Here is a 20275-nt window from a genome sequence, read left to right on the forward strand (position 1 = left end):
CGCCAATCCTTACCGGCGCGTTTATGTTGTTTCGCCGACACACCATTCCGGAAAAGCGTCGCAAGCGGGTCGCGGAATCTTGTTCTGTTAAACTTATCGGACAATGAGAGCGCCACGTGCGCCCAGCAATCATGGGCCGAATAAGGGGAGTAGAATGAGAACGAACCTGCGGCAAAACCTGCTCGCGACGACCTTGCTGGTCGGCGCCAGCGCATTGGGAGCGCCCGCCTGGGCGCAGGATACGGCACCAGCCGCATCTGAACCCAGCGGTCCAGTCGAAGCCCAGCCCACGCCGTCGGTTTCGGCCGAGGGTGAGGACGTCCAGGGTGGACAGGACATCATCGTCACCGGTTCGCGCATTCCGCAGCCGAACCTCGAGAGCGCCGCTCCGGTCACGGTCGTCAACGACCAGGACGTGAAGCTCTCCGGTTCGACCAGGGTCGAGGACGTTCTCAACCAGCTGCCGTCGGTCGGCGCTGCGCAGGCGTCGGGCGTTTCGAACGGCGCAACCGGCACCGCCGAAGTCGACCTTCGCTATATGGGTGCGAAGCGCTCGCTCGTCCTGATCAACGGCCGCCGCATGATGCCGGGCGACCCGAACAGCGCGAACCTGTCGGCCGACCTTAACGTCATCCCGTCGGCGCTGATCCGCCGTGCGGAAGTCCTGACCGGCGGTGCATCGTCGGTGTACGGTGCGGACGCGGTCGCGGGCGTCGTCAACTTCATCATGGACACTGAGTTCGAAGGTATCCGCTTCGACGGCAATTGGAGCACCTGGCAGCACAACCAGGATAATCCTCGTGTGGGCAATTGTGCCAGCGTCGCAGCAGGACAGGGCTACTGTACTGGCCGGACCGTTGGCGACACGATCCACATGGCGGACATCATCAACAATCGCGGTTTCCCGCTTCCGACTGGCAGCGTTACGGACGGCCGCTCGATCGACGGCACCGTCACCATCGGCGCCGGCTTCGACGACGGCCGCGGCCATGCGGTTGCCTATTTCGGATATCGCAACACGAAGCCCGTCCTTCAGCGCGACCGCGACTACTCGGCCTGCGTTCTGCAGAACACGACTCGCGGCACTCCGCGTTGCGGCGGTTCGGCGACTGCAAATCCCGGAACTGCGGTCATCTTCGCGACGACCACGGAAGGCAGTGTCACGTCGACGGTCGCGGCTCTCGGGCCGGGAACGATTACGCCATTTGCCCAGAACCTCTACAATTTCGCTCCGCTGAACTATTTCCAGCGGCCTGACGAGCGCTACATTGCTGGCGCGTTCGCGAACTATGAAATCAGCCCGGCCTTCAAGCCGTACCTTGAGTTCATGTTCATGGACGACCGCACGCTGGCGCAGATCGCGCCGTCGGGCGACTTCGGCAACACGCTGACCATCAACTGCGACAACCCGCTGATGTCGGCTCAGCAGCTCGCGGCGATTTGCGGCAATCCGAACAACCTGATCAACGGGTTTGTCGGGAATTTCCCGCTCGCGGCTGGTGCCTCGTACAACCCGAACCCGGGTGCTGCGCCGATCAACTTCTTCGATGCTCGCGGCAACACGTACAATCAGGGCTTCTTCCAGTTGCTTCGTCGCAACACGGAAGGCGGCCCGCGTATTTCCGATCTTCGTCACCAGGCATGGCGTGGCGTGCTCGGCATGCGTGGCGACCTGTCGAACGTGTTCTCGTATGACTCGTACTTCCAGTACGGCCGTACGAACTACACGCAGGTCTACAAGAACGAGTTCTCGATTGCGCGTCTGAACCGCGCTCTCAATGTCGTGAACGTCGACGCCAATGGCGCAGTCGTTCCGGTGGGAACGGCGGGTTCGCAGATCGTCTGCCGTTCGGTTCTCGATCAGTCGGATCCGACTTGCGTACCGTACGATCCGTTCGGTGCCGGTCCGTCGGCCGCCGCCGTCAACTACCTGAACGTCTTCGGCGTCATTCAGGGCATTACCTCGGAGCAGATCGCCAACTTCAACGTGACCGGACTGCTTGGCGAGATGGGCTGGAAGACTCCGTGGGCCGAGGATGGCGTCGCGGTTAACGCGGGTGTCGAGTATCGGCGTGAGTCGCTCGAATTGAACCCCGACCAGTCGTTCCAGACGGGCGACCTCACTGGCCAGGGAGCACCAACGCTTCCGGTCAGCGGCAACTTCAGGGTCTGGGAAGTGTTCGGCGAAATGCAGGTGCCGATCATCCAGAACAGCTTCATCGATGAGCTGACCTTCAGCGCCGGCTATCGTAAGTCCTGGTACACGACCAGCAACGACCGCAAGTACGACACGGACACGTACAAGCTCGCTCTCGAGTTTGCACCAATCCGCGACATCCGCTTCCGCGGCTCGTACAACCGCGCGGTTCGCGCCCCGAACATCCAGGAGCTGTTCGCCCCGCAGTTCGTCGGACTCGACGGCAGCGATGATCCTTGCGCAAAGGTCATCACCGCCACCGATTACGGCTGTCTCGCACAGGGTCTCGTCGTCGGTCAGTCGCCGACTGCCAACCCGGCCGGACAGTACAACGGCCTGCTCGGTGGTAACCCCCAGCTGACACCCGAAAAGGGCACGACGATCACACTGGGCACCGTGATCCAGCCGAGCTTCATCCCGAGGCTGGCGCTGACGGTCGACTGGTGGGACATCAAGCTGGAGAACGCGATCCAGGGTCTGGGCGCGGATGCCATCCTGAAGACCTGCGTTGCCGACTCGACGGCAAGCTTCACGTCGCCGGCCTGCGACCTGATCAACCGCGACACCGCGGGCTCGATCTGGTTGACGCCGAACGGCTACGTGAGCGATCTGCCGCTGAACACGGCGAAGATGCGCAACCGCGGTATCGACGTGAATGCCGCCTACTCGCATCCGCTGTTCAACTTCGGCAAGATGTCGTGGAGCTTCCTCGGAACGCGCATGCTTAAGGCGCGGGTCGATAACGGCCTGTCCGAGCCGTACGATTGCGTCGGCTTCTACGGTCCGGTCTGCTCGGGCGGCACGGTTGCCGCGTCGGCCCCGATCCCGAAATGGCGTCACAAGATGCGTGCGTCGTGGCAGTCGAACTTCGGTCTCGGCCTGTCGCTGGCGTGGCGCTATGTCGGCAAGGTCAAGGCTGAAACGACTCAGGACAACAACACGGTTGGAGGCGACTTCAACTATGAGCCGGGCCTGAGCGTGAAGGCGCAGAACTACTTCGACCTCTCCGGTACGTTCAACCTGATGGATCGGGTCAGCCTGCGGGCAGGTATTAACAACCTGTTCGACAACGACCCGCCGCGTATCACGGGTGGTAACGCCAACCGTAGCGGTTCGAACCTCTGCCCGGCCGGTCCGTGCAATGGCAACACCTACCCGGGTACCTGGGATGCTCTCGGCCGCCTGTTGTGGGTTGGTGCGACGATCGACTTCCTGCCTCCGAAGCCGGCTCCGGCTCCGGTTGTGCCGGCAGCCCCGCCGCCGCCGCCGCCTCCGCCGCCGCCTGCTACGCAGACCTGCCCGGATGGTTCGGTGATCCTGGCGACCGAGGCCTGCCCGGCCCCGCCGCCTCCGCCGCCTCCGCCGCCGCCTGCGCCAGAGCGCGGCTAAGCGTAACGGCTAGCCAAGAATTGGGCGGTGGGTCTTCGGATCCGCCGCCCTTTTCTTTTGCGCGCCATACCGACGGCTGAGGCTGTCACTCGTCGGCAATTGCGCTAGACAGCCGCTCATGACCGCCGTTTCCGTTCTCGACGACCAAACCGCCGCCGCAATCCGCGAAGCCATAACGGCTGCTCGATCAGGCAGAATCCCCGAAGCAGTAAGCATCGCCGAACGCGCGCTCGCCAACGGCGGAGACGTCGCCGCTCTCAATGCGATGATCGGCACTTTGCACTGTCAGACCGGCAATCTGGACGCAGGGATTCGGCACCTTCAAGCCGCCCGGCAGGCGCGCCCTTCCGACCCGGTCGTTTCCTCCAACCTGGCAACCGCTCTGGCCCAGAAAGGCGATTTCGCAGGGGCGCTCGATGCTTTGTCGGAGGATGTGGCGCGTACCGATCCGACCATGCAACTCTTGCGCGTTCGGGCATTCCTTGCCCAGCAGGTCGGCGACTATTCTGCGGCGATCCGGACTTACGAATCCATCGTCGCCGTAGCGCCAGAGGATTGGGAGAGCTGGAATAACCTGGGCAATGCCCGTCGGCTGGCCGGCGACATCGAAGGCAGCGTGGCGGCGCTCGAGCGCGCTTCGGATCTCAATTCGGCAGCGCCGCCCATCCGATTGAATTACGCGACGGCTCTTGCGGCGGTAGGCCGCGTCGACGATGCGGAAGCCCAGCTTCGCCGAATGGCGGAGGATTTTCCGCAAGACACCAAATCCCTTCGCGAGCTGCACGCAATGCTGAAGGAGCTGGGCAGGGAAGAACCGGCCCTCGAAGCGATCGAGGCTGCATCGAAACGCGATCCTGCTGACATCGAACTTCTTCTCGCGCTCGCGAGCCAGCGTCTCAACCTCCTTCACACCGAGGCTGCAGAGGAAGCCTATCGCAAGGCGGTCGAGCGTGAACCTGGCAATTCGCTCGCCAATCTGGGCCTTGCGGTGGTTTTCGAGCTGACCAACCGGACCGGCGACCTTTCGAACCTGGTCAACGAAGCTCAGAAGCGCGGAGTTGGCGAAGATGTCCTGAACTTCATTCGGGCGTTCGATTATCGCCGTCAAAAGAAGTTCGATGAGGGCCTCGCTGCGCTGGAGAAGGTTCCCGACGAGCTGGAGACTGCGCGCCGCTGCCACCTTCTCGGCCAACTCGAAGAAGGGGCCGGCCACTACGACGAAGCCTTTGCCGCCTACACGCGAATGAACGAAATCCAGCGTGGCGATCCGACCCGGCCTGAGGAGCGCGCTGCGGCTTACCGTACCGTCGTCGGCAACCAGCGGGAGACCATTTCGGCCAAGTGGCTGAAGGGTTGGCGCGAAGACGCTTCCAAGTGCGATCGTCCGTCCCCGGCGTTCCTGGTCGGCTTCCCGCGTTCAGGCACGACCCTCCTCGACACGATGCTCATGGGACATCCCAACGTCGAAGTCCTCGAAGAAGAGCCGACGCTGCTCAAGGCGTCCAAGATCCTGCCCTTCGATGCGCTTGCTGATGCGAGCGACCAGCGGATCGAGGAAGCGAGGAATGAATATTTCAAGGTCGCCGGTGAGCGCACCCCGCTCGCGCCCGGCAAGCTGCTGATCGACAAGAACCCATTGTCGATGAACGCCTTGCCGACGATCCGCCGGCTATTCCCGGAAGCACGCATCATCCTCGCGCTGCGGCATCCGTGCGACGTTGTGTTCAGCTGCTACGCAACCAACTTCAAGCTGAACGACGGCATGTCCAACTTCCTTGGCCTCGACACGGCTGCGGAGCTCTATGACCTCAGCTTCTCCTATTTCGAAAAGGCGCAGGGCTTGCTCGGGCTATCCGTTCACAAGGTCGTCTACGAGAATGTCGTCGGCGATCGCGAAATCGAGCTTCGGTCTTTGCTCGATTTCCTTGGCCTCGAATGGAGCGACGATGTTCTCGACCATGAGTTGACCGCTCTCAGCCGCGGCCGCATCAAGACCGCGAGCTACGCTCAGGTTGCGCAGCCGATCTACAGTCAGGCGGCGGGACGCTGGACGAACTTCCGCGAGCACCTCGAGCCGGTCCTCCCCGTTCTCGAGCCATGGCTAGCCAAGTTCGGCTACAGCCTGTGATCTGATGCAGTCCGGCGGCCTCGTTACTCAAGCAGAGCAGGCCGTCGCGGCGGGCGATCTGCGTCGGGCGGTGACCCTTCTCAGCGAGGCTGCGGAAGGAAGCCCGGGTAATGCCGAGCTCTGGATGAAGGTGGCTGCACTTCATCGGGCGACCGGCAGCCCCGACGCCGCGCTGGAAGCTGTCCACCGTGCGCTGACCATATCGCCGCTCGACTTTACCATGCTGCTGATGCGAGCGAGCCTTCTGCAAAGGCTCGGTCATCCGGACGCGGGACAGGCCTGGAGCCATGCCCTTGCCCAGAAACCGGACGCGGACCTTCCGCCGCAGCTCGCATCTGTCGTCGCAGAGGGCGAGCGGCAACATGCTGCATGGATCGACGCCCGGGAACGCCGCATGAAGGCGGCGATGGGGGGAGTCGAGCAAGGCGCGGACGACCAGGAACGGGCGCGTATCGAGCGTTTTCGGAACAACGTGCTCGGCCGAACGAAGCCCTTTTACAGCACGCCGACGCACTTCTTCTTTCCGGAGCTTGCCCAGCGCGAATTCCATCCGCGTCTCCTGTTCCCCTGGATCGATGAGCTCGAGGCGGCGACCGAAACGATAGCGTCCGAACTTCAAGCCGTGATGGCTGCGGAGCGCGCCGAGCTCGTGCCGTACATTCAGTACGACGATCATCTTCCGCTTGCGCAGTGGCGGCCGCTCAATCGCAACCCGGACTGGACCGCAATTCACCTGTGGCGGAACGGCGAGCTGATCGACGCCAATGCTCGCCATTGCCCGCGGACGCTGGAGCTGCTCGAGAAGTTTCCGCAGCCGACCATCGGTGGCTCTGGCCCCAATGCCATGTTCTCACTGCTAGCGCCGAATACGGCGATTCCGCCGCACGTGGGTGTCAATAATGCTCGGCTCGTCTGCCACCTCCCGCTTGTCGTTCCCGAGGGTTGCTGGTTCCGGGTCGGAGCGGAGACCCGCTACTGGAATCGCGGCGAAGCCTTCGTGTTCGATGACACGATCGAGCATGAGGCGCTCAATCCAAGCAATGAGCTGCGCGTCGTCTTCATTTTCGATGTCTGGCATCCCGATCTCAGCGAGGCGGAGCGCAACGCGGTCGCGGCGCTGATCGGAAGTGAGGGCGGAGTTGGCGCGTTATGAGCGAGACGGCATCGATGGCGTCTGCGCTTTCCAGCTCTGTCGATGTCGCGGCCCTCGCCGATCTTGCGAGCAAGGCGCTGGAGGAAGGCGAAGAGGAATGCGCGCTTCCGCTGATCGAGCGTGGAGCCAGTCAGGCACGAAGCGCGCTTCTGTGGCAGTGGAAGGGGCTGCTGGAACGCTCGCTCGACGAACATGACCGAGCGCTGCAATCGTTCGAAGAAGCCGCGAAGCTCGCCCCCGGAGATGCGAGCATCGCTCACGGTCATGCGCGCACGGCCATGGAGGCCGGGTTGGACGCCCGACCGCTCTACGAACGCGCACTCGCCCTTGCACCCAAGAATGGCGAACTCCTTGTCGGCATGGCCGCTGCGCGTGCCGCCTGCGGGGAGGGCGACATTGCGATTTCAGATCTGCAGACGAGGCTCGAGCGGGCACCTGCATGGTTGTACGGGCACGAGCAGCTCGCCCAACTGATGGCGACGGAAGGCCGTGCCGCGGAAGCGACGTCCTCTCTTGAGCAAGCCCTGATGCTGTTCCCCGCAGCGCAGCCGCTCTGGGAGACCCTGCTGCACGTGCAGCTCCGCCGCGGGGCCTACGGCTCGCTCAAGGAGATCGTCGAACGAGCGAGATCGTCGGGCGTGAGCGCGCCTGAGTTCCAGATCTACGAGGGCATTCACGCGGCGGAGTTCGACGAGGAGGCGCAACCGGCGGCGCTCTTCGGATCCTTCCCGGAGGCAATCGACAAGGCGCTAGAAAGTTGGCGAATCCGTCACTTGCTGCGCGTCGGCGAGGTCGATGCCGCATTGCCGCTGATCGATCGCCGTTTGAAGACCGACCCGAACGCGGAGATCTGGGCCTATACGGCAACGGCCTGGCGGCTGGCGGGTGACCCGCGCTCGGAATGGCTCGAAGGTGATCCCCGGCTCGTCTCCGTTATCGACCTGTCAGATGCGCTGCCTCCGATCAAAACACTGGCGGAGACGCTGAGGGCTCTTCACGTCGCGAAGGGCGAATATCTGGACCAATCCGTGCGCGGCGGCACGCAAACCGACGGCCCGCTGCTCAGTCGGATCGATCCCGCCATCCGCCACCTGCGACGGGCGATCGTCGGCGCCGTCGAAAATTTCAAGGCGCAGCTTCCGCCTACCGACGAGAAGCATCCGCTGCTTCGGCATCCACGCGATCGACGGGTCAGATTCACCGGCAGCTGGTCGGTGCGGCTGAGGTCCGAGGGCCATCATTCCAACCACGTCCACCCCTTGGGCTGGATCAGCTCCGCGCTCTACGTCGCGCTACCCGAGCGCGGGCCGGGCGAGCGCCAGGATGCGGGCTGGTTCACTTTGGGCGAACCGGATCAGCTGCTTGGTATCGACCTGCCACCCTGGCGAAAAATCGAGCCGAAAGTGGCGCAACTCGTCCTCTTCCCGTCATGGATGTGGCACGGGACCGTTCCGTTCGCGGAGGGCGAAAGGTTGACGGTTGCGTTCGACGTCGGGGCGCCGCGCTGACGCCGTTCGTCGAAAAAATCTTTGAGGTTGAGGTCCACAGAGGCGATAATCTTCGCTTCCCCTGAGGAGGGTTCAGTATGTTCAAAGCCTTTTCTGCGTCCATGGCTGCAGCGCTTCTTGCTGGAATGACCGGCACTGCGATTGCCCAAGCAGCCGCTCCTGCGCCGCAGGCTCCCGCCCAAGCGTCGACACCCGATCCCAACGAGGTAGTCTGCGAGCGGCAGGAAATCCTGGGCAGCAGGCTCGCAAAGAGAAAGGTTTGCCATACTCGGGCCGAGTGGGCGGACCTCAAGCTCCAGGATCGCCAGGATCTCGAGCGCGCGCAAACGCGGCGGGGAATGAAGGGCGAGTAAGCCCGCTTACGCCTTCCAATATTGTGGATAGGCTTGCTTGAGCTTTGCAAGCTTGGGCCGGTCGTTCACGATTATGTACGGGTAGTACGGATTCCGCCGCATGAAGTCCTGGTGATAGGCTTCGGCGGGGAAGAAGGGGCCACTCTCGATTCTGGTCGCGATCGGCCGCCTCGCGCGCAGCTGCGCGATGAAGCTTGCTGCAATCTGCCTTTGCGCGGAGTTCTGCGGGAAGATCGCCGAGCGATAGCTCGGCCCAACGTCGGGGCCCTGCCGGTTCACCTGCGTGGGGTCGTGGGCAACCGAGAAATAGATCTTCAGCAACTGCGCGTAGCTGACCTGGCTCGGGTCGAAGCTGATCCTGACCGCCTCGGCATGGCCCGTCCGTTCGGTGCTCACCCGGTCATAGTTCGCGTCTGAAGCTGAGCCTCCGGCATAACCCGATACGACGTTGGTCACGCCTTTCACGTGCTCGAACACGCCCTCCATTCCCCAGAAGCAACCGCCGGCAAGGACGGCTGTCTCGATGGGCGCCTTGGCGGAGGCGGCGGTGGCCAACGAGAGGCACGCCGCGGCGAGGGCGCTCAGAACGGGGGCTCGGTTAGGCATCGATTTGGCTCCGGAAGGTTCTCACATCTGCCATTCGCGGCGACCAGCCAATTGGTTACGCGACTAATCGCGATCGGGTGCGCCAAGTGGAAAATAATGCCTGTAGGGGCGCCCCTCGTCGACCGCCCTGGCGACAATGGGATGCGCAAGCAGGCGGGCGCGATACGCCGCCAGCCTTGGCCGGTCTGGTCCGATTTCCTCGATCCAGTCGGCGTAGAACAGGCTGGGAGCGGCGGCGCAGTCGGCCATTGTGAAGCTCTCGCCGACGGCCCAAGGGCCTTCGCCGAGATTTGCCTCCAGCCAGTCGTAGGCCGTGTGCAGGTCCCCGCGCGCCTTCTCCACTCCGAACGGATCGCGATTGGCGCCTTCCGGGCGGATCGTATCGGCTACCGGCCTTTGCATGTTGCCCATGACGTACAGGTCGAAGAAGCGGTCGAGGAAGCGGACTCGCCGCCCCGTCTCGCCTTCCGGAATCCAATCGTTGGATCCGCGATGGTGGGCATGGAGATGCTCGATGATCGTGGAGGACTCGAACACTGGCCGGCCCTCGTCGATCAGCAGCGGGAAGAGCCCGTACGGCGAGTGCCGCTTGAGCTCTTCCATATTGGCCGGATCCTCGATCATCCGATAGTTGAACGGCGTTTCGTCGGCCCATAGGGCGATCAGCACCTTTTGAGTGTAGCTGCTGAACGGGTGCCCGAAGAACTCCAGGCTCATGCGTCCTCCCGGGCCCATTTCTCGCGGCGCTCAAGCTCGGCCTCGCTCGGCTCCTTGGTCTCGAACGTGCCGGTCTTCACGTCGCCCGCCGGCTCGTAGATCGCCGTGACGACTCCCGTTCCGGAGACGAAGCTGTCGACAAGCTTCAGGCCACGCGGCTCCAGCGACCCGTCGAAGATGCTCTTTCCTTCCCCGAGTACGACGGGGAACGTCATCAGCACCAATCGGTCGATCAACCCCGCCGAGATGAGAGGCGTGTATAGCGTGCTGCTTCCCTGGATCAGAAGGTCCCGGCTTCCGCTGCGCTTGAGCTCTTCGACGGCCGCGGCCGTATCGCCGGATAGCTTGTGGCTATTCTCCCAGCTCAGCGGCTCTTCCGAATGGGTCAGCACATATTTGTTGATGCGCTGAAACCTGGCGCCGATCGGATTGTCCTGGTTGTACGGCCAGTAGGCCGAGAAGATGTCGTAAGTCCGCTTTGCCAGGAGCAGGTCGTACTCGGACCCAAGTATCTTCTCGAACGGACCCATGTCCTCGTCCCAGAAAGGCGCCGTCCAGCCTCCGAACCGGAAGCCTCCGGTCGGATCCTCTTCGGGTCCGCCCGGCGCCTGCATGATGCCGTCGAGCGAAAGGAAAACGGCGCCAGTCAGCTTACGCATCGACCTTGTCCCCGCGCAGGGCCGCCTCGATCTTTGCGACGTCGATCTTCTGCATCGTCATCATCGCCTCGAATGCGCGCTTGGCGGCCGCTCGATCGGGATTGTCCATCGCTTCGAGCAGAACACGCGGCGTGATCTGCCATGAGAAGCCCCACCTGTCCTTGCACCAGCCGCACTCGCTTTCCTTTCCGCCATTCTGGGTGATGGCGTTCCAGTAGCGGTCGGTCTCTTCCTGGTCCTCGGTCACGACCATGAAGCTGACCGCTTCATTGGCCTTGAAGTTGGGACCGCCGTTGAGGCCAACGAAGCTCTGGCCGAGAACAGTGAAATCGACGGTCAGCTCCTCGCCCTGCTCGCCGCCAGGGAAATCCGAGCTTGCCGAATGGGCCTTGCCGACATGAGTATCGGGAAAGACCGAGGCATAGAATTCGGCCGCCTTGCGCGCTTCGCCCTTGTCGAACCACAGGCAGGTGGTCAGCTTGTTACTGGCCATTTTCTCTCTCCTCAGGCCTTGCCCACGAGTGCGAATTCCGCGCCCTGCGGGTCGTTTCCGATGATGATGTGATCGCCACCCGGGACTTCGTGCGGTCCCATGGAGACAGTTCCGCCGCCGGCTTTCACCGCCTCGACCGCAGTCGAGATGGACGGGACGCGGAAGTAGTAGCGCCAGCCGCTGCTTCCGCCGGGCATGACGCCGCAGACCGCGCCGATCGTCGTCCCGTTGTGAGCGAAGAAGCGATATTCGCCGAGCTCGCCCATCGGCATGAAGTCGTCGCTCGTCCAGCCGAACAGCTCGTCGTAGAATTGGCGCGCGGCGGCCGGATCGGCCGTCGTCAGCTCGTTCCATCCGACACGCTGCTCAGCCGTCGCCGAAAAGACGTCGCTTTCGGCGTCGGGCTTATCGGCCGGCGGAATGGGCTTCATGACGTAGAAGGGATTGCCCTGCGGGTCAGCGACCATCGCAATCCGGCCCTGCGGAATATCGAAGGCGGGCATCAGCGCCTTGCCGCCCTTCGCCTCGATCTTCGAGACCGTCGGGTCGACGTCGTCGACCCCGATGTAGCCCAGCCAAATCGGCCGGGCGCCGTGCTGTCGCATCTCGTCCGTGAGGCCGAGTACTCCGCCGGCAAAGCCGCCGTCGCTCCGTCCGATCATTCGATAGTCCTGGTTGCCCGGGATGCTCTCGCTGATCTTCCAGCCGACCACGTTTCCGTAGAACGCCGTCGCGCCATCGGGATCGGTCGTCATTAGCTCGTACCAGACATTGCTTCCCTGCAGCGGCCGGGGCGTGGTTGCCGTTTCGGATCTGGTGGGCGCGTCAGTCACTTCGGACATTGTCCGTCCCTTTCTTTGCGCTTTGACGCCGTTCAGGCGTTCTCGATTGTCCTGGCGGGCGTGCTGTCGAGGATCGGCTCGAAGCCGCCCCAGAACATACGTTGTCCGGAGAATGGCATGTCACCATCCGGCTTCATGCTCTCGTCAGCCATGATCTTGGCCCAGGCGTCGTCGCGAGCCTGCTTGTCCGGCCATTCGATGAAGCTGAAGACGACCGTTTCGCCGTCCTCGGCCTTCACCGCGCGGTAGAAGTCGGTGACCTTGCCATGATTCACGTCGTCGGCGATTGCCTCGACGACCCGGTTTGCGCCGTGCTCGCGGAAGACCTTCGCCATCTTGGAAGCGAGTTCGCGGTATGCTTCCTTCTTGCTCTCCGGCACCGGCACGACGAAGCCGTCCGTATATCCGCCTGTCGAGCCGCCTTCCTCGACGATCGCGTCGAAGCCGCCCATGATCATCCGCTTGCCGTCGAAGGGCATGGTCTCACCCATTTCCTTCATTCGCGGATCGCTCATCATCTTCTCATTGGCCGCGTCGCGGGCCGCCCGGTCGGGATATTCAAACCAGGAGAAGACGACCTTCTCATCGGGCTTGGCGTCGACGGCTTTTCGGAAGTCGGTCACCTTGCCTTCCGGAACGTCGCTGTCCCAAGCCTCGAAGTGACGCTGGACGCCGATCTCGTGGAACAGAGGAGCCGCGCCTGCCGCGTGCTTCCGATACTCCTCCCGCCTGCTCTCCGGGACTGGCAGCACGAATCCTTCGAAATAGGTCATTGTCCTCTCCTTCGGGTTCGGGAATTCAGGATATCCTGGTTCAGGCCGGCTGCGGCTCCGGCTGGTTCTTCGCAAAGACTTCGAGCTGGTCGGCGAGCGCGCGCTGGAAGGCGGGCCTCGCCTCGCCGCGAGCAACTAGTGCGGCGAGATTGGGGAATTGGTCGACTGTCTTTCCACCGCGGAGCTGCCGGAGCACGGTGACGAGCATCAGGTCGGCGATGGTGAAACGCCCCTCAAGCCATTCCTTGTCGCCTAGCGCATCGGACATGCATTTCAGTCGGCTGTTGAGACGTTCGAGAAACTTCGGGCGCGCCTCCTCCGTCCACGGTTCGCCCTTGTTGAAGACATTGATCATGAGCAGCGGGAAAATGGCCGGCTCGACGCTATTCAGTGAGGCGATGAGCCAGGCGATCGCGCGCATCCTTTGCGCGTGATCCGCCGGCAAAAGGCGCTCATCCTGCAAACCCAGGTGGATCAGGATCGCGCCGCTCTCGAACAGCTGAACCTCGTCGTCGCGGTATGCCGGGACCTGCCCGAAGGGCTGCTCGCAGAAATATTCGTCCGGCCGGGGCTTGGTGACGTCGAGCAGGCGAACCCGGTAGGGCCGATCGATCTCCTCGAGCGCCCAGCGGACCCGAAGGTCTCTGACCAGCCCTTGGGCAAAATCCGGTACCCAGCGATAGGCCGTCACTTCGGAAGATGCAGTCGAATCGACCGGCATGGCGTGCGCTCCTTACTCCACTATCAGCTATCAGCAGTGACGGATTCGACAGGATGTGCGCCCTGTTCGGCCATCTGTGGGTCCATCCACATCGGCTCCCAGTGATGCCCGTCCGGATCCTCGAAGCTGCGGCCGTACATCATTCCTCCCATGTCCTGCTTCGGGCCGGGATCGGCCCTTCCGCCATTGGCGGCAGCGACCTCGACGAGCTGGTCCACTTCGGCCGCGCTAGCGCACGACACGCAGAGGATGACTTGGCTGCTGCTGTGAGCGTCAGCAATCGGCTTGCTGGTGAACGTCGAATAGAAGGGCTTGGTCAGCAGCATGATGTGGATGGTGTCCGACAGAACCATCATCGCCGCAGCTTCGTTGGAGAACTTCGGCTCGTTCCGGGCGCCGATCGCTTCGTAGAAAAGCTTGGACCGTTCGAGGTCATCAACCGGCAGGTTCACGAAGATCAACCGCGCCATCTTTCTCTCCCTTGCGACTCGATTTCCTTGCCTTCTGGCCCGTGAAGTCATAAATTGCAACTGACTCGTTAGAAAAAGTAACTAAGTTGGCGAATTCAGAGGCAAAGAGACGGTACGACGATGCCTGCGGGCTGGCCCATGCGCTGGAGCTGATCGGCGAGCGTTGGGCGATGCTGATCCTTCGCGAGCTAACGTACGGTTCGAAGCGCTTCTCGGAATTGAGAGCGGATCTACCGGGAATCAGCGCCAATGTGCTGACACAGCGCCTGACCGAACTTGAAGAGCGCGGGCTCGTACGGAAGATGCGCCTGCCGCCTCCTGCGTCCGTGCAGGTCTATGAAGCGACGCCATGGGCGCTCGAAGTGGCTCCGGTGATCGGAAAGCTCGGCAAATGGGCGGCGCGCAGTCCGCTTCACGACCCGACGCTTCCGCTCAGCCACGCGGCGATCATGATGTCGCTTGAAACCATGATCGATGCGGACCGGGCGCAAGGCATGGAGGGCCTTTTCGGCTTCCGCTTCGGGGAGACGAGCTACTCCGCGAAGCTCTGCGGCGGCGAGCTGCATGTGGAGCGGCGACTGGATGCGCGGTGTGACGTGGTCATGACGACCACTCCAGAGGGCCTCGCGGCGGTGATCTACGGCGGAGCGCCCCTAGAGACGATCGGCGTCGAAGGGGACGTCGAACTGGCGCGGCGATTCGTCACGCTCTTCCCGCTTCCCGAGAAGGTCGACTAGCACCATCCATCTTATTGAGGCGCCAGCGCCCTTCCCGTAAGGGACTCCACGATGACCGAACTATCCAACGTGAAGCCCGAGAGCCGCGGCGAGACCGTAATGGCCGCACCCGACAAGATGGCGAAGATCCGCGACCTTTTCGGGATCGACAGCGACATGGAAGTGCCCGCGTTCAGCGAGGCCGACGAGCGCGTCCCCGATCTCGACCCTGCTTACGTCTTCGACCCGGACACGACGCTGGCGATCTGCGCCGGCTTCGCGAAGAACCGCCGCGTGATGGTCCAAGGCTATCACGGGACCGGCAAGTCCACCCACATCGAGCAGGTTGCGGCGAGGCTGAACTGGCCCCTGATCCGCATCAATCTCGACGCGCACATCAGCCGCATCGATCTCGTCGGCCGCGACGCGATCGTGCTCAAGGAAGGTCAGCAGGTTACCGAGTTTCGCGAAGGCCTGCTTCCGTGGGCGCTCCAGCACCCGGTTGCGCTCGTGTTCGACGAATATGATGCCGGCCGTCCGGACGTGATGTTCGTTATTCAGCGCGTGCTGGAGACCGAAGGCAAGCTGACCTTGCTCGATCAGAACCGGGTGATCCGCCCGAACCCGTTCTTCCGGCTGTTCGCCACCACCAACACCATCGGGCTCGGCGATACGACCGGCCTCTATCATGGCACCCAGGCGATCAATCAGGGCCAGATGGACCGCTGGAACATTGTCGCGACTCTCAACTACCTGCCGGCCGCGGTCGAGGCGCAGATCGTGCTCGCCAAGTCGGGCGAGTATGACAATCCGGATGGCAAGACGACCGTCGAGAAGATGATCAAGGTGGCGGACCTGTCGAGGCAGGGCTTCATCAACGGCGATATTTCGACCGTGATGAGCCCGCGGACGGTGATCAGCTGGGCGCAGAACAGCCTGATCTTCGGCGACGTCGGTTTCGCGTTCAGGGTGACATTCCTCAACAAGTGCGACGAAGCCGAGCGACCGCTGATCGCCGAATATTATCAGCGGGTCTTCGGCACGGACCTTCCCGAGAGCGTGGCCTCCAAGGCCAGCTGAACCCGAATGGCAGAGGCGATCGACCTGTTCCGGCGTGCCCTTGCTGGGGCGGCGCGGGCGATCGCTCGCGATCCGGATGTGGAGGTTGCCTTCGCGTCCGAAGCTGCGCCGCCATCAGGAAAGACCGCCCGCGTCCCGTCGCCTGGCCCCTCGATGCAGCCCAAGCTTGTCGCCGAGGCGCGCGGGGCTGCCGATTCGCTGGCGTTGCGGCTCCGCCATCACAACGACCGGCTTCATGCGTCCGCAGCGCCCGTCGACCCGGATGCGCGGGCGGTTTTCGATGCGCTGGAGACGGCACGCTTCGAGGCGCTCGGTGCGCGGACCATGTCCGGCGTTCGGAACAACCTTTCTGAACTGACCGAGGCTCGTGTTCGTGGCGACGCGATCCTTCGCGCCCGGAGCGCGGAGGAAGTGCCGCTTGCAACGGCGATCGGCCTCCTCGCCCGCCAACGCCTGACCGGCGATGCACCGCCTGCTTCCGCCAGGTCTGGCCTCGATCTCGTCGCGCCGTGGATCGAGGAGAAGGCCGGCGTCGAGCTCGATGCGCTTGCACTGACGCTCGACGACCAGGCCGCCTTCGCGAAGGTTGCCCGACGGCTGCTAGAGGACCTCGACCTGGCGGCAGCATCCGAGGAAAGCGAGCAGCCTCCGGAAGAAGGCGGAGAAGGCGAAGAGGGAGAGGAAGGCGGGCCCGAGCAGGGCGAGGACGAGAATGAGACGGGTCCCAGTGCTGGCGAGGCCGAGATGCGTGCCGAGCAGGTCGACCAAGAGGGCGACGCGGACACCTCGCCGCAGGAGATGGAGCTCGGCGACGACGATCTGGCCGATGGTGACGACACCGCCGAAAGCGCATTGTCCGCTCCGGCCCGTCGCAACTGGGACCTTTCCCCGGAAACAGACTACAAGCCTTTCACGACGCGCTTCGATGAGATGGTCGAGGCGGACGAGCTTTGCGACGAAGAAGAGCTGACCCGGCTCCGCGCCTATCTCGACCAGCAAATGGGCGGACTTCACAATGTTGTGACAAAGCTCGCAAACCGGCTGCAGCGGCGCCTGATGGCACAGCAGGCCCGAAGCTGGGACTTCGACCAAGAGGAGGGGTTGCTCGACGCTGCGCGGCTGGCACGCGTCGTCGTGAACCCGATGCATTCGCTCAGCTACAAGATCGAGCGCGACACGGAATTTCGTGACACGGTCGTCGGCGTCCTGATCGACAATAGCGGATCGATGCGCGGGCGCCCGATCGCCATCGCCGCAATTTGCGCCGACATCCTCACTCGGACGCTGGAGCGGGTCGGAGTCGCCAGCGAAGTGCTCGGCTTCACGACACGTGCGTGGAAGGGCGGGCAGAGCCGCGAGCTATGGCTCTCGGACGGCCGTCCGGCGAACCCGGGCCGCCTCAATGACCTCCGCCACATCGTCTATAAAAGGGCTGACGAGCCTTACCGCCATGCCAAGCGCAACCTCGGCCTTATGATGCGCGAGGGCCTGCTCAAGGAAAACATCGACGGCGAGGCGCTGCTCTGGGCACACAATCGGCTGATCGCGCGGCCGGAGGAGCGCCGAATCCTAATGGTGATTTCCGATGGCGCTCCGGTCGATGATTCGACTGCGTCGGCCAACGGCGGCGCCTATCTCGAGCGTCACCTTCGGCAGGTCATCGAATGGGTGGAGCGCAGGTCTACGGTCGAGCTGGTCGCGATTGGAATCGGGCACGACGTCACGCGCTATTACAGCCGTGCAGTGACGATCATGGATGCGGAGCAGCTTGGAGGGGCGATGATCGAGCAGCTCGCCCGATTGTTCGAAACGCCCTGACCGGACGAAGTTGGGCCCGGCGCACTACGCACACCGGGCCCCCCTCGTTACGCGACGCGAGGGATACAGTCGGCCGTGGCCGGCCTCTTTGGGCAACGAGGAAAAGGGGGAAACCTCGTCACTTGAGAGACTTATGCCCGATTCGTCCTTCACTGAAACTGAACGGAACTCGCAACATTCGTTCAGGAAATAGGCTTCCTATTGCGAGCCATTCTCAAGAAGCTATGGGCTAAACATGAGTCCGAAAATGATTCGCCTCCGCGGCCTCTGGTTCCAGATTCACAAATGGCTCGGCATCTCACTTGCCATCCTGATCATTCCGATCTCGCTGACCGGTGCGGCGCTGGTCTGGCACGACTGGATCGACCGGCAGCTCTACCCCGAGCGATATCCAGTCGCGGGATCGGCAGACCTGCCGCCCTCGGCTTATGCCGTCGGCGCCTTGAAGCTCGCGCAGCCTGGCGAGCAAATTTCCATGCTCACGTTTCCCCAAGAGAATGGCGCGGTCCAAATAACTTTGACGAAGCAGCCGGCAGGCGGGGGGAGGCCTTCGCGGGCGATTGTTTGGCTGGATCCGAAGTCCGCGCAACCGATCGAACGCGGAGGTCCTCGGGACGGCGCGCTGGGCCTGCTGCATGTGATCCACGGCACCTTCATGCTGGGACCCATCGGAAGGCAGATTGTCGGCTGGATCGGGGTTGCGATGCTACTGTCTTCGCTCACCGGCATCTGGTTATGGTGGCCGCTGAAGGGCAGCTTCGCGCGCGGACTACGCTGGCGGCGCCGGCCGGATTTCAATTCGAACCTGCATCACACGGGAGGCTTCTGGATCGCGCTCCCGCTCGCCGTGCTGTCAGCGACCGGAGTGTGGATTTCCTTCCCGGCGGTGTTCAACCCTCCGAACGGACCTCAATCAGGGCCGTCGCAGCCGCTGGCGGCACCGGCACAAAGTCCTGATGAAGCCGTCGCGGCAGCCCAACTGGTAGTGCCGGGCGAGGTCGCGTCGATTGCCTGGCCGACGGACAAGAAGGCCGCTTGGATCATATCTGTCAGAAGCGAGGGCAAGCCGGTCGAAGTGAGTGTGAAGGATTCGGACGCAGACGCATCCGTTGCGAATGCCACGCCCGAGACATTCGCGCGGACGATGCGCCGAATTCACGACGGCACCGGAATGCCGCTGCTGTGGCAGGTGGTCATCTTCTTGGGAGGGATCCTGCCGGCGGCCCTGGCGGTCACGGGGATATTGATGTGGCTGCGCATGCGCCGGCGGCGCAGAAAGCATCGGCGCAGCGCTGCGGCGTTTGCAGAGGAAGAAGCTCTGGCGAACTAGCAGCCCTGCTCGGGCTGCCGCAGGGTTAGGCCGCGGCCTGACCCTTCTTGGCGATCTCGCGCTTCAGCTTGCGGACCTTTGGCGACAGTTTGTCGTCGCTGGTCTTCAGCAGCCAGTTGTCGAGGCCGCCGACATGCTCGACCGAACGCAGGCCGTGCGTCGAAACGCGCAGCTTCACGCTCTGGCCAAGAGCATCGGAGATCAAGGTCACGTTCTGCAGGTTCGGCAGGAACGTCCGCTTGGTCTTGTTATTGGCGTGGGAAACATTGTGTCCCACCTGCCGGCCCTTGCCGGTCAGCTCGCAAACGCGCGACATGATGTTCAATCCTGATTCTTTGGGACGGGCCACCCACAAGAGGGGCCCGGAAAGCCGTGGCCCGATACCCTTAAGGGGGAGACACGTCAACTCTTGCGAGGAAACCCGGACGCCAACAACTGCGTTGTGTCGGCAACGTAACAGAGGGAGCAGGGGATGCGCGCAGTTCTTCTCGTCTTGATCCTGGCGGTCGTCGCCTTGATCGTGCTGGTGGCCACGGGCCTCCTGGATATCAATCAAATTCGGCCCGCGAAGGCGCCGGAAGTGTCGGTGACCCAAAACGGAATCACCGCTACCGGCGGGCAAACGCCCGCTTTCGACGTTGAAACCGGAACCGTCAGTGTCGGGACGGACCAGAAGGACGTCTCCGTCCCGGTTCCGACCGTCCGGGTAAACGCGGCACAGGGCAATCAGACGCAGCCGGTAACCAACACCGCGCAATAATCGACGAATCGACAGGGCGGGCGGCGTGGATTAGCCGCTTCACGGTGAGTTTTCCGCTGCCCTTGCCGATGCGCCGCGCGCTCGACCTCGCCCGCGAGGCAGCCGAGGAAGGGGAGGTGCCCGTCGGAGCGGTCGTCACCAAGGACGGCGAGGTCATCGCCGAGGCGCGCAATGCGATGCGCGGAAGTCTCGACCCGACTGCGCATGCAGAGATCGTCGCCATCCGTTCTGCCGCCGAGAAGCTCGGCCAGTCGCGCCTCGACGGTTGTACGATCTGGGTGACACTGGAGCCTTGCGCGATGTGCGCTGGCGCGATGGCGCTTGCTCGCGTGGAAGCCGTCCGCTTTGGCGCTGACGACCCAAAGGGCGGCGGTGTGGTCCACGGCGCGCGCATATTCAGCCAGCCCACCTGTCACCATCGACCCGACGTGCTCGGCGGGATTGGCGAAGCCGAATCGGCGGAGCTGTTAAAGGCCTTCTTCGAAGAGCGTCGCTAAAGCCGAGCCGTTTCGTATGTGAATCGATGTTCGCTTGTGAACAAAAGCGCTGCTAGGCATTTAAC

The 20275-nt window shown here is 63.2% G+C and carries 20 protein-coding genes; 11 read left to right on the forward strand and 9 right to left on the reverse strand.

The features are described from left to right. Positions 1–154 precede the first annotated feature (154 nt). The 5 genes from ACMC5O_RS13900 to ACMC5O_RS13920 all read left to right on the forward strand — a co-directional run bounded on the left by ACMC5O_RS13900 (position 155) and on the right by ACMC5O_RS13920 (position 8728). Positions 155–3586, forward strand: coding sequence for a TonB-dependent receptor domain-containing protein (locus ACMC5O_RS13900; protein ID WP_426693028.1), 3432 nt, complete (start codon positions 155–157; stop codon positions 3584–3586). A 118-nt stretch (positions 3587–3704) separates the two neighbouring features. Beyond that, on the forward strand, positions 3705–5714 hold the full coding sequence (locus ACMC5O_RS13905) for a tetratricopeptide repeat-containing sulfotransferase family protein (RefSeq protein WP_426693029.1): 2010 nt from the start codon (positions 3705–3707) through the stop codon (positions 5712–5714). Positions 5715–5718: 4 nt separating this feature from the next. Next, positions 5719–6867 (forward strand): aspartyl/asparaginyl beta-hydroxylase domain-containing protein, encoded by a 1149-nt coding sequence (locus ACMC5O_RS13910; RefSeq protein WP_426693030.1) that lies wholly within the window; start codon positions 5719–5721, stop codon positions 6865–6867. After that, a complete protein-coding gene (locus tag ACMC5O_RS13915) occupies positions 6864–8375 on the forward strand; it encodes a putative 2OG-Fe(II) oxygenase (protein ID WP_426693031.1) in 1512 nt (503 codons plus the stop codon). Before ACMC5O_RS13910 ends, ACMC5O_RS13915 begins: the two co-directional genes overlap by 4 nt. Before the next feature lie 77 nt (positions 8376–8452). Beyond that, positions 8453–8728, forward strand: a complete 276-nt coding sequence (locus ACMC5O_RS13920; protein WP_187708277.1) for a hypothetical protein — start codon at positions 8453–8455, stop codon at positions 8726–8728. A 6-nt stretch (positions 8729–8734) separates the two neighbouring features. Here ACMC5O_RS13920 and msrA read toward each other — a convergent pair whose 3' ends face one another. The 8 genes from msrA to ACMC5O_RS13960 form a co-directional block, all read right to left on the reverse strand. Beyond that, a complete protein-coding gene (gene msrA, locus ACMC5O_RS13925; protein WP_187708276.1) occupies positions 8735–9334 on the reverse strand; it encodes a peptide-methionine (S)-S-oxide reductase MsrA in 600 nt (199 codons plus the stop codon). A 63-nt stretch (positions 9335–9397) separates the two neighbouring features. After that, positions 9398–10051 carry a glutathione S-transferase family protein gene (locus ACMC5O_RS13930; RefSeq protein WP_426693032.1) on the reverse strand — a complete coding sequence of 218 codons (654 nt, stop codon included), beginning with the start codon at positions 10049–10051 and terminating at the stop codon, positions 9398–9400. Continuing rightward, complete coding sequence (locus ACMC5O_RS13935) at positions 10048–10710, reverse strand: dihydrofolate reductase family protein (RefSeq protein WP_187708275.1); 663 nt, start codon at positions 10708–10710, stop codon at positions 10048–10050. The genes ACMC5O_RS13930 and ACMC5O_RS13935 overlap by 4 nt, the downstream gene beginning before the upstream one ends. Continuing rightward, positions 10703–11203, reverse strand: a complete 501-nt coding sequence (locus ACMC5O_RS13940; protein WP_187708274.1) for a VOC family protein — start codon at positions 11201–11203, stop codon at positions 10703–10705. Before ACMC5O_RS13940 ends, ACMC5O_RS13935 begins: the two co-directional genes overlap by 8 nt. An 11-nt stretch (positions 11204–11214) precedes the next feature. Further along, positions 11215–12045: a VOC family protein gene (locus tag ACMC5O_RS13945; RefSeq protein WP_426693033.1), complete on the reverse strand. Its 831-nt coding sequence runs from the start codon at positions 12043–12045 to the stop codon at positions 11215–11217. Positions 12046–12077: 32 nt separating this feature from the next. Further along, positions 12078–12818 (reverse strand): DUF1428 domain-containing protein, encoded by a 741-nt coding sequence (locus ACMC5O_RS13950; protein WP_187708272.1) that lies wholly within the window; start codon positions 12816–12818, stop codon positions 12078–12080. Positions 12819–12858: 40 nt separating this feature from the next. After that, entirely contained in the window at positions 12859–13539 is a 681-nt protein-coding gene (locus tag ACMC5O_RS13955; protein ID WP_187708271.1) for a glutathione S-transferase family protein, read from the reverse strand. A 23-nt stretch (positions 13540–13562) separates the two neighbouring features. Continuing rightward, on the reverse strand, positions 13563–14009 hold the full coding sequence (locus tag ACMC5O_RS13960) for a VOC family protein (protein ID WP_187708270.1): 447 nt from the start codon (positions 14007–14009) through the stop codon (positions 13563–13565). A gap of 86 nt (positions 14010–14095) precedes the next feature. Here ACMC5O_RS13960 and ACMC5O_RS13965 point away from each other — a divergent pair, with 86 nt between their 5' ends. The 4 genes from ACMC5O_RS13965 (at position 14096) to ACMC5O_RS13980 (ending at position 18953) form a co-directional block, all read left to right on the forward strand. Continuing rightward, positions 14096–14746, forward strand: a complete 651-nt coding sequence (locus tag ACMC5O_RS13965) for a winged helix-turn-helix transcriptional regulator (protein WP_246444161.1) — start codon at positions 14096–14098, stop codon at positions 14744–14746. A gap of 51 nt (positions 14747–14797) precedes the next feature. Further along, on the forward strand, positions 14798–15805 hold the full coding sequence (cobS, locus tag ACMC5O_RS13970; protein ID WP_187708269.1) for a cobaltochelatase subunit CobS: 1008 nt from the start codon (positions 14798–14800) through the stop codon (positions 15803–15805). Positions 15806–15811: 6 nt separating this feature from the next. Further along, the gene (gene cobT / locus ACMC5O_RS13975; protein WP_187708268.1) at positions 15812–17623 is read left to right on the forward strand and encodes a cobaltochelatase subunit CobT; all 1812 of its coding nucleotides are present in this window, start codon (positions 15812–15814) and stop codon (positions 17621–17623) included. Positions 17624–17870: 247 nt separating this feature from the next. Beyond that, the gene (locus tag ACMC5O_RS13980; protein WP_187708267.1) at positions 17871–18953 is read left to right on the forward strand and encodes a PepSY-associated TM helix domain-containing protein; all 1083 of its coding nucleotides are present in this window, start codon (positions 17871–17873) and stop codon (positions 18951–18953) included. A gap of 25 nt (positions 18954–18978) precedes the next feature. Here ACMC5O_RS13980 and rpmB read toward each other — a convergent pair whose 3' ends face one another. Continuing rightward, positions 18979–19269, reverse strand: coding sequence for a 50S ribosomal protein L28 (gene rpmB / locus ACMC5O_RS13985; protein ID WP_187709968.1), 291 nt, complete (start codon positions 19267–19269; stop codon positions 18979–18981). A gap of 156 nt (positions 19270–19425) precedes the next feature. Between rpmB and ACMC5O_RS13990 the strand changes: the two genes are divergently transcribed. Next, positions 19426–19713: a hypothetical protein gene (locus tag ACMC5O_RS13990; RefSeq protein WP_187708266.1), complete on the forward strand. Its 288-nt coding sequence runs from the start codon at positions 19426–19428 to the stop codon at positions 19711–19713. Between the two features lie 68 nt (positions 19714–19781). Then, positions 19782–20210, forward strand: a complete 429-nt coding sequence (locus ACMC5O_RS13995; protein ID WP_187709967.1) for a nucleoside deaminase — start codon at positions 19782–19784, stop codon at positions 20208–20210. Positions 20211–20275 lie beyond the last annotated feature (65 nt).

The sequence above is a fragment of the Sphingomonas sediminicola genome, assembly GCF_049991885.1.
GTDB lineage: Bacteria > Pseudomonadota > Alphaproteobacteria > Sphingomonadales > Sphingomonadaceae > Sphingomicrobium > Sphingomicrobium sediminicola.

Coding starts and splice junctions, on each gene's coding strand:
- ACMC5O_RS13900 (WP_426693028.1), top strand. CDS start 155: ATGAGAACGAACCTGCGGCAAAACCTGCTCGCGACGACCTTGCTGGTC.
- ACMC5O_RS13905 (WP_426693029.1), top strand. CDS start 3,705: ATGACCGCCGTTTCCGTTCTCGACGACCAAACCGCCGCCGCAATCCGC.
- ACMC5O_RS13910 (WP_426693030.1), top strand. CDS start 5,719: ATGCAGTCCGGCGGCCTCGTTACTCAAGCAGAGCAGGCCGTCGCGGCG.
- ACMC5O_RS13915 (WP_426693031.1), top strand. CDS start 6,864: ATGAGCGAGACGGCATCGATGGCGTCTGCGCTTTCCAGCTCTGTCGAT.
- ACMC5O_RS13920 (WP_187708277.1), top strand. CDS start 8,453: ATGTTCAAAGCCTTTTCTGCGTCCATGGCTGCAGCGCTTCTTGCTGGA.
- msrA (WP_187708276.1), bottom strand. CDS start 9,334: ATGCCTAACCGAGCCCCCGTTCTGAGCGCCCTCGCCGCGGCGTGCCTC.
- ACMC5O_RS13930 (WP_426693032.1), bottom strand. CDS start 10,051: ATGAGCCTGGAGTTCTTCGGGCACCCGTTCAGCAGCTACACTCAAAAG.
- ACMC5O_RS13935 (WP_187708275.1), bottom strand. CDS start 10,710: ATGCGTAAGCTGACTGGCGCCGTTTTCCTTTCGCTCGACGGCATCATG.
- ACMC5O_RS13940 (WP_187708274.1), bottom strand. CDS start 11,203: ATGGCCAGTAACAAGCTGACCACCTGCCTGTGGTTCGACAAGGGCGAA.
- ACMC5O_RS13945 (WP_426693033.1), bottom strand. CDS start 12,045: ATGTCCGAAGTGACTGACGCGCCCACCAGATCCGAAACGGCAACCACG.
- ACMC5O_RS13950 (WP_187708272.1), bottom strand. CDS start 12,818: ATGACCTATTTCGAAGGATTCGTGCTGCCAGTCCCGGAGAGCAGGCGG.
- ACMC5O_RS13955 (WP_187708271.1), bottom strand. CDS start 13,539: ATGCCGGTCGATTCGACTGCATCTTCCGAAGTGACGGCCTATCGCTGG.
- ACMC5O_RS13960 (WP_187708270.1), bottom strand. CDS start 14,009: ATGGCGCGGTTGATCTTCGTGAACCTGCCGGTTGATGACCTCGAACGG.
- cobS (WP_187708269.1), top strand. CDS start 14,798: ATGACCGAACTATCCAACGTGAAGCCCGAGAGCCGCGGCGAGACCGTA.
- cobT (WP_187708268.1), top strand. CDS start 15,812: ATGGCAGAGGCGATCGACCTGTTCCGGCGTGCCCTTGCTGGGGCGGCG.
- ACMC5O_RS13980 (WP_187708267.1), top strand. CDS start 17,871: ATGATTCGCCTCCGCGGCCTCTGGTTCCAGATTCACAAATGGCTCGGC.
- rpmB (WP_187709968.1), bottom strand. CDS start 19,269: ATGTCGCGCGTTTGCGAGCTGACCGGCAAGGGCCGGCAGGTGGGACAC.
- ACMC5O_RS13990 (WP_187708266.1), top strand. CDS start 19,426: ATGCGCGCAGTTCTTCTCGTCTTGATCCTGGCGGTCGTCGCCTTGATC.
- ACMC5O_RS13995 (WP_187709967.1), top strand. CDS start 19,782: ATGCGCCGCGCGCTCGACCTCGCCCGCGAGGCAGCCGAGGAAGGGGAG.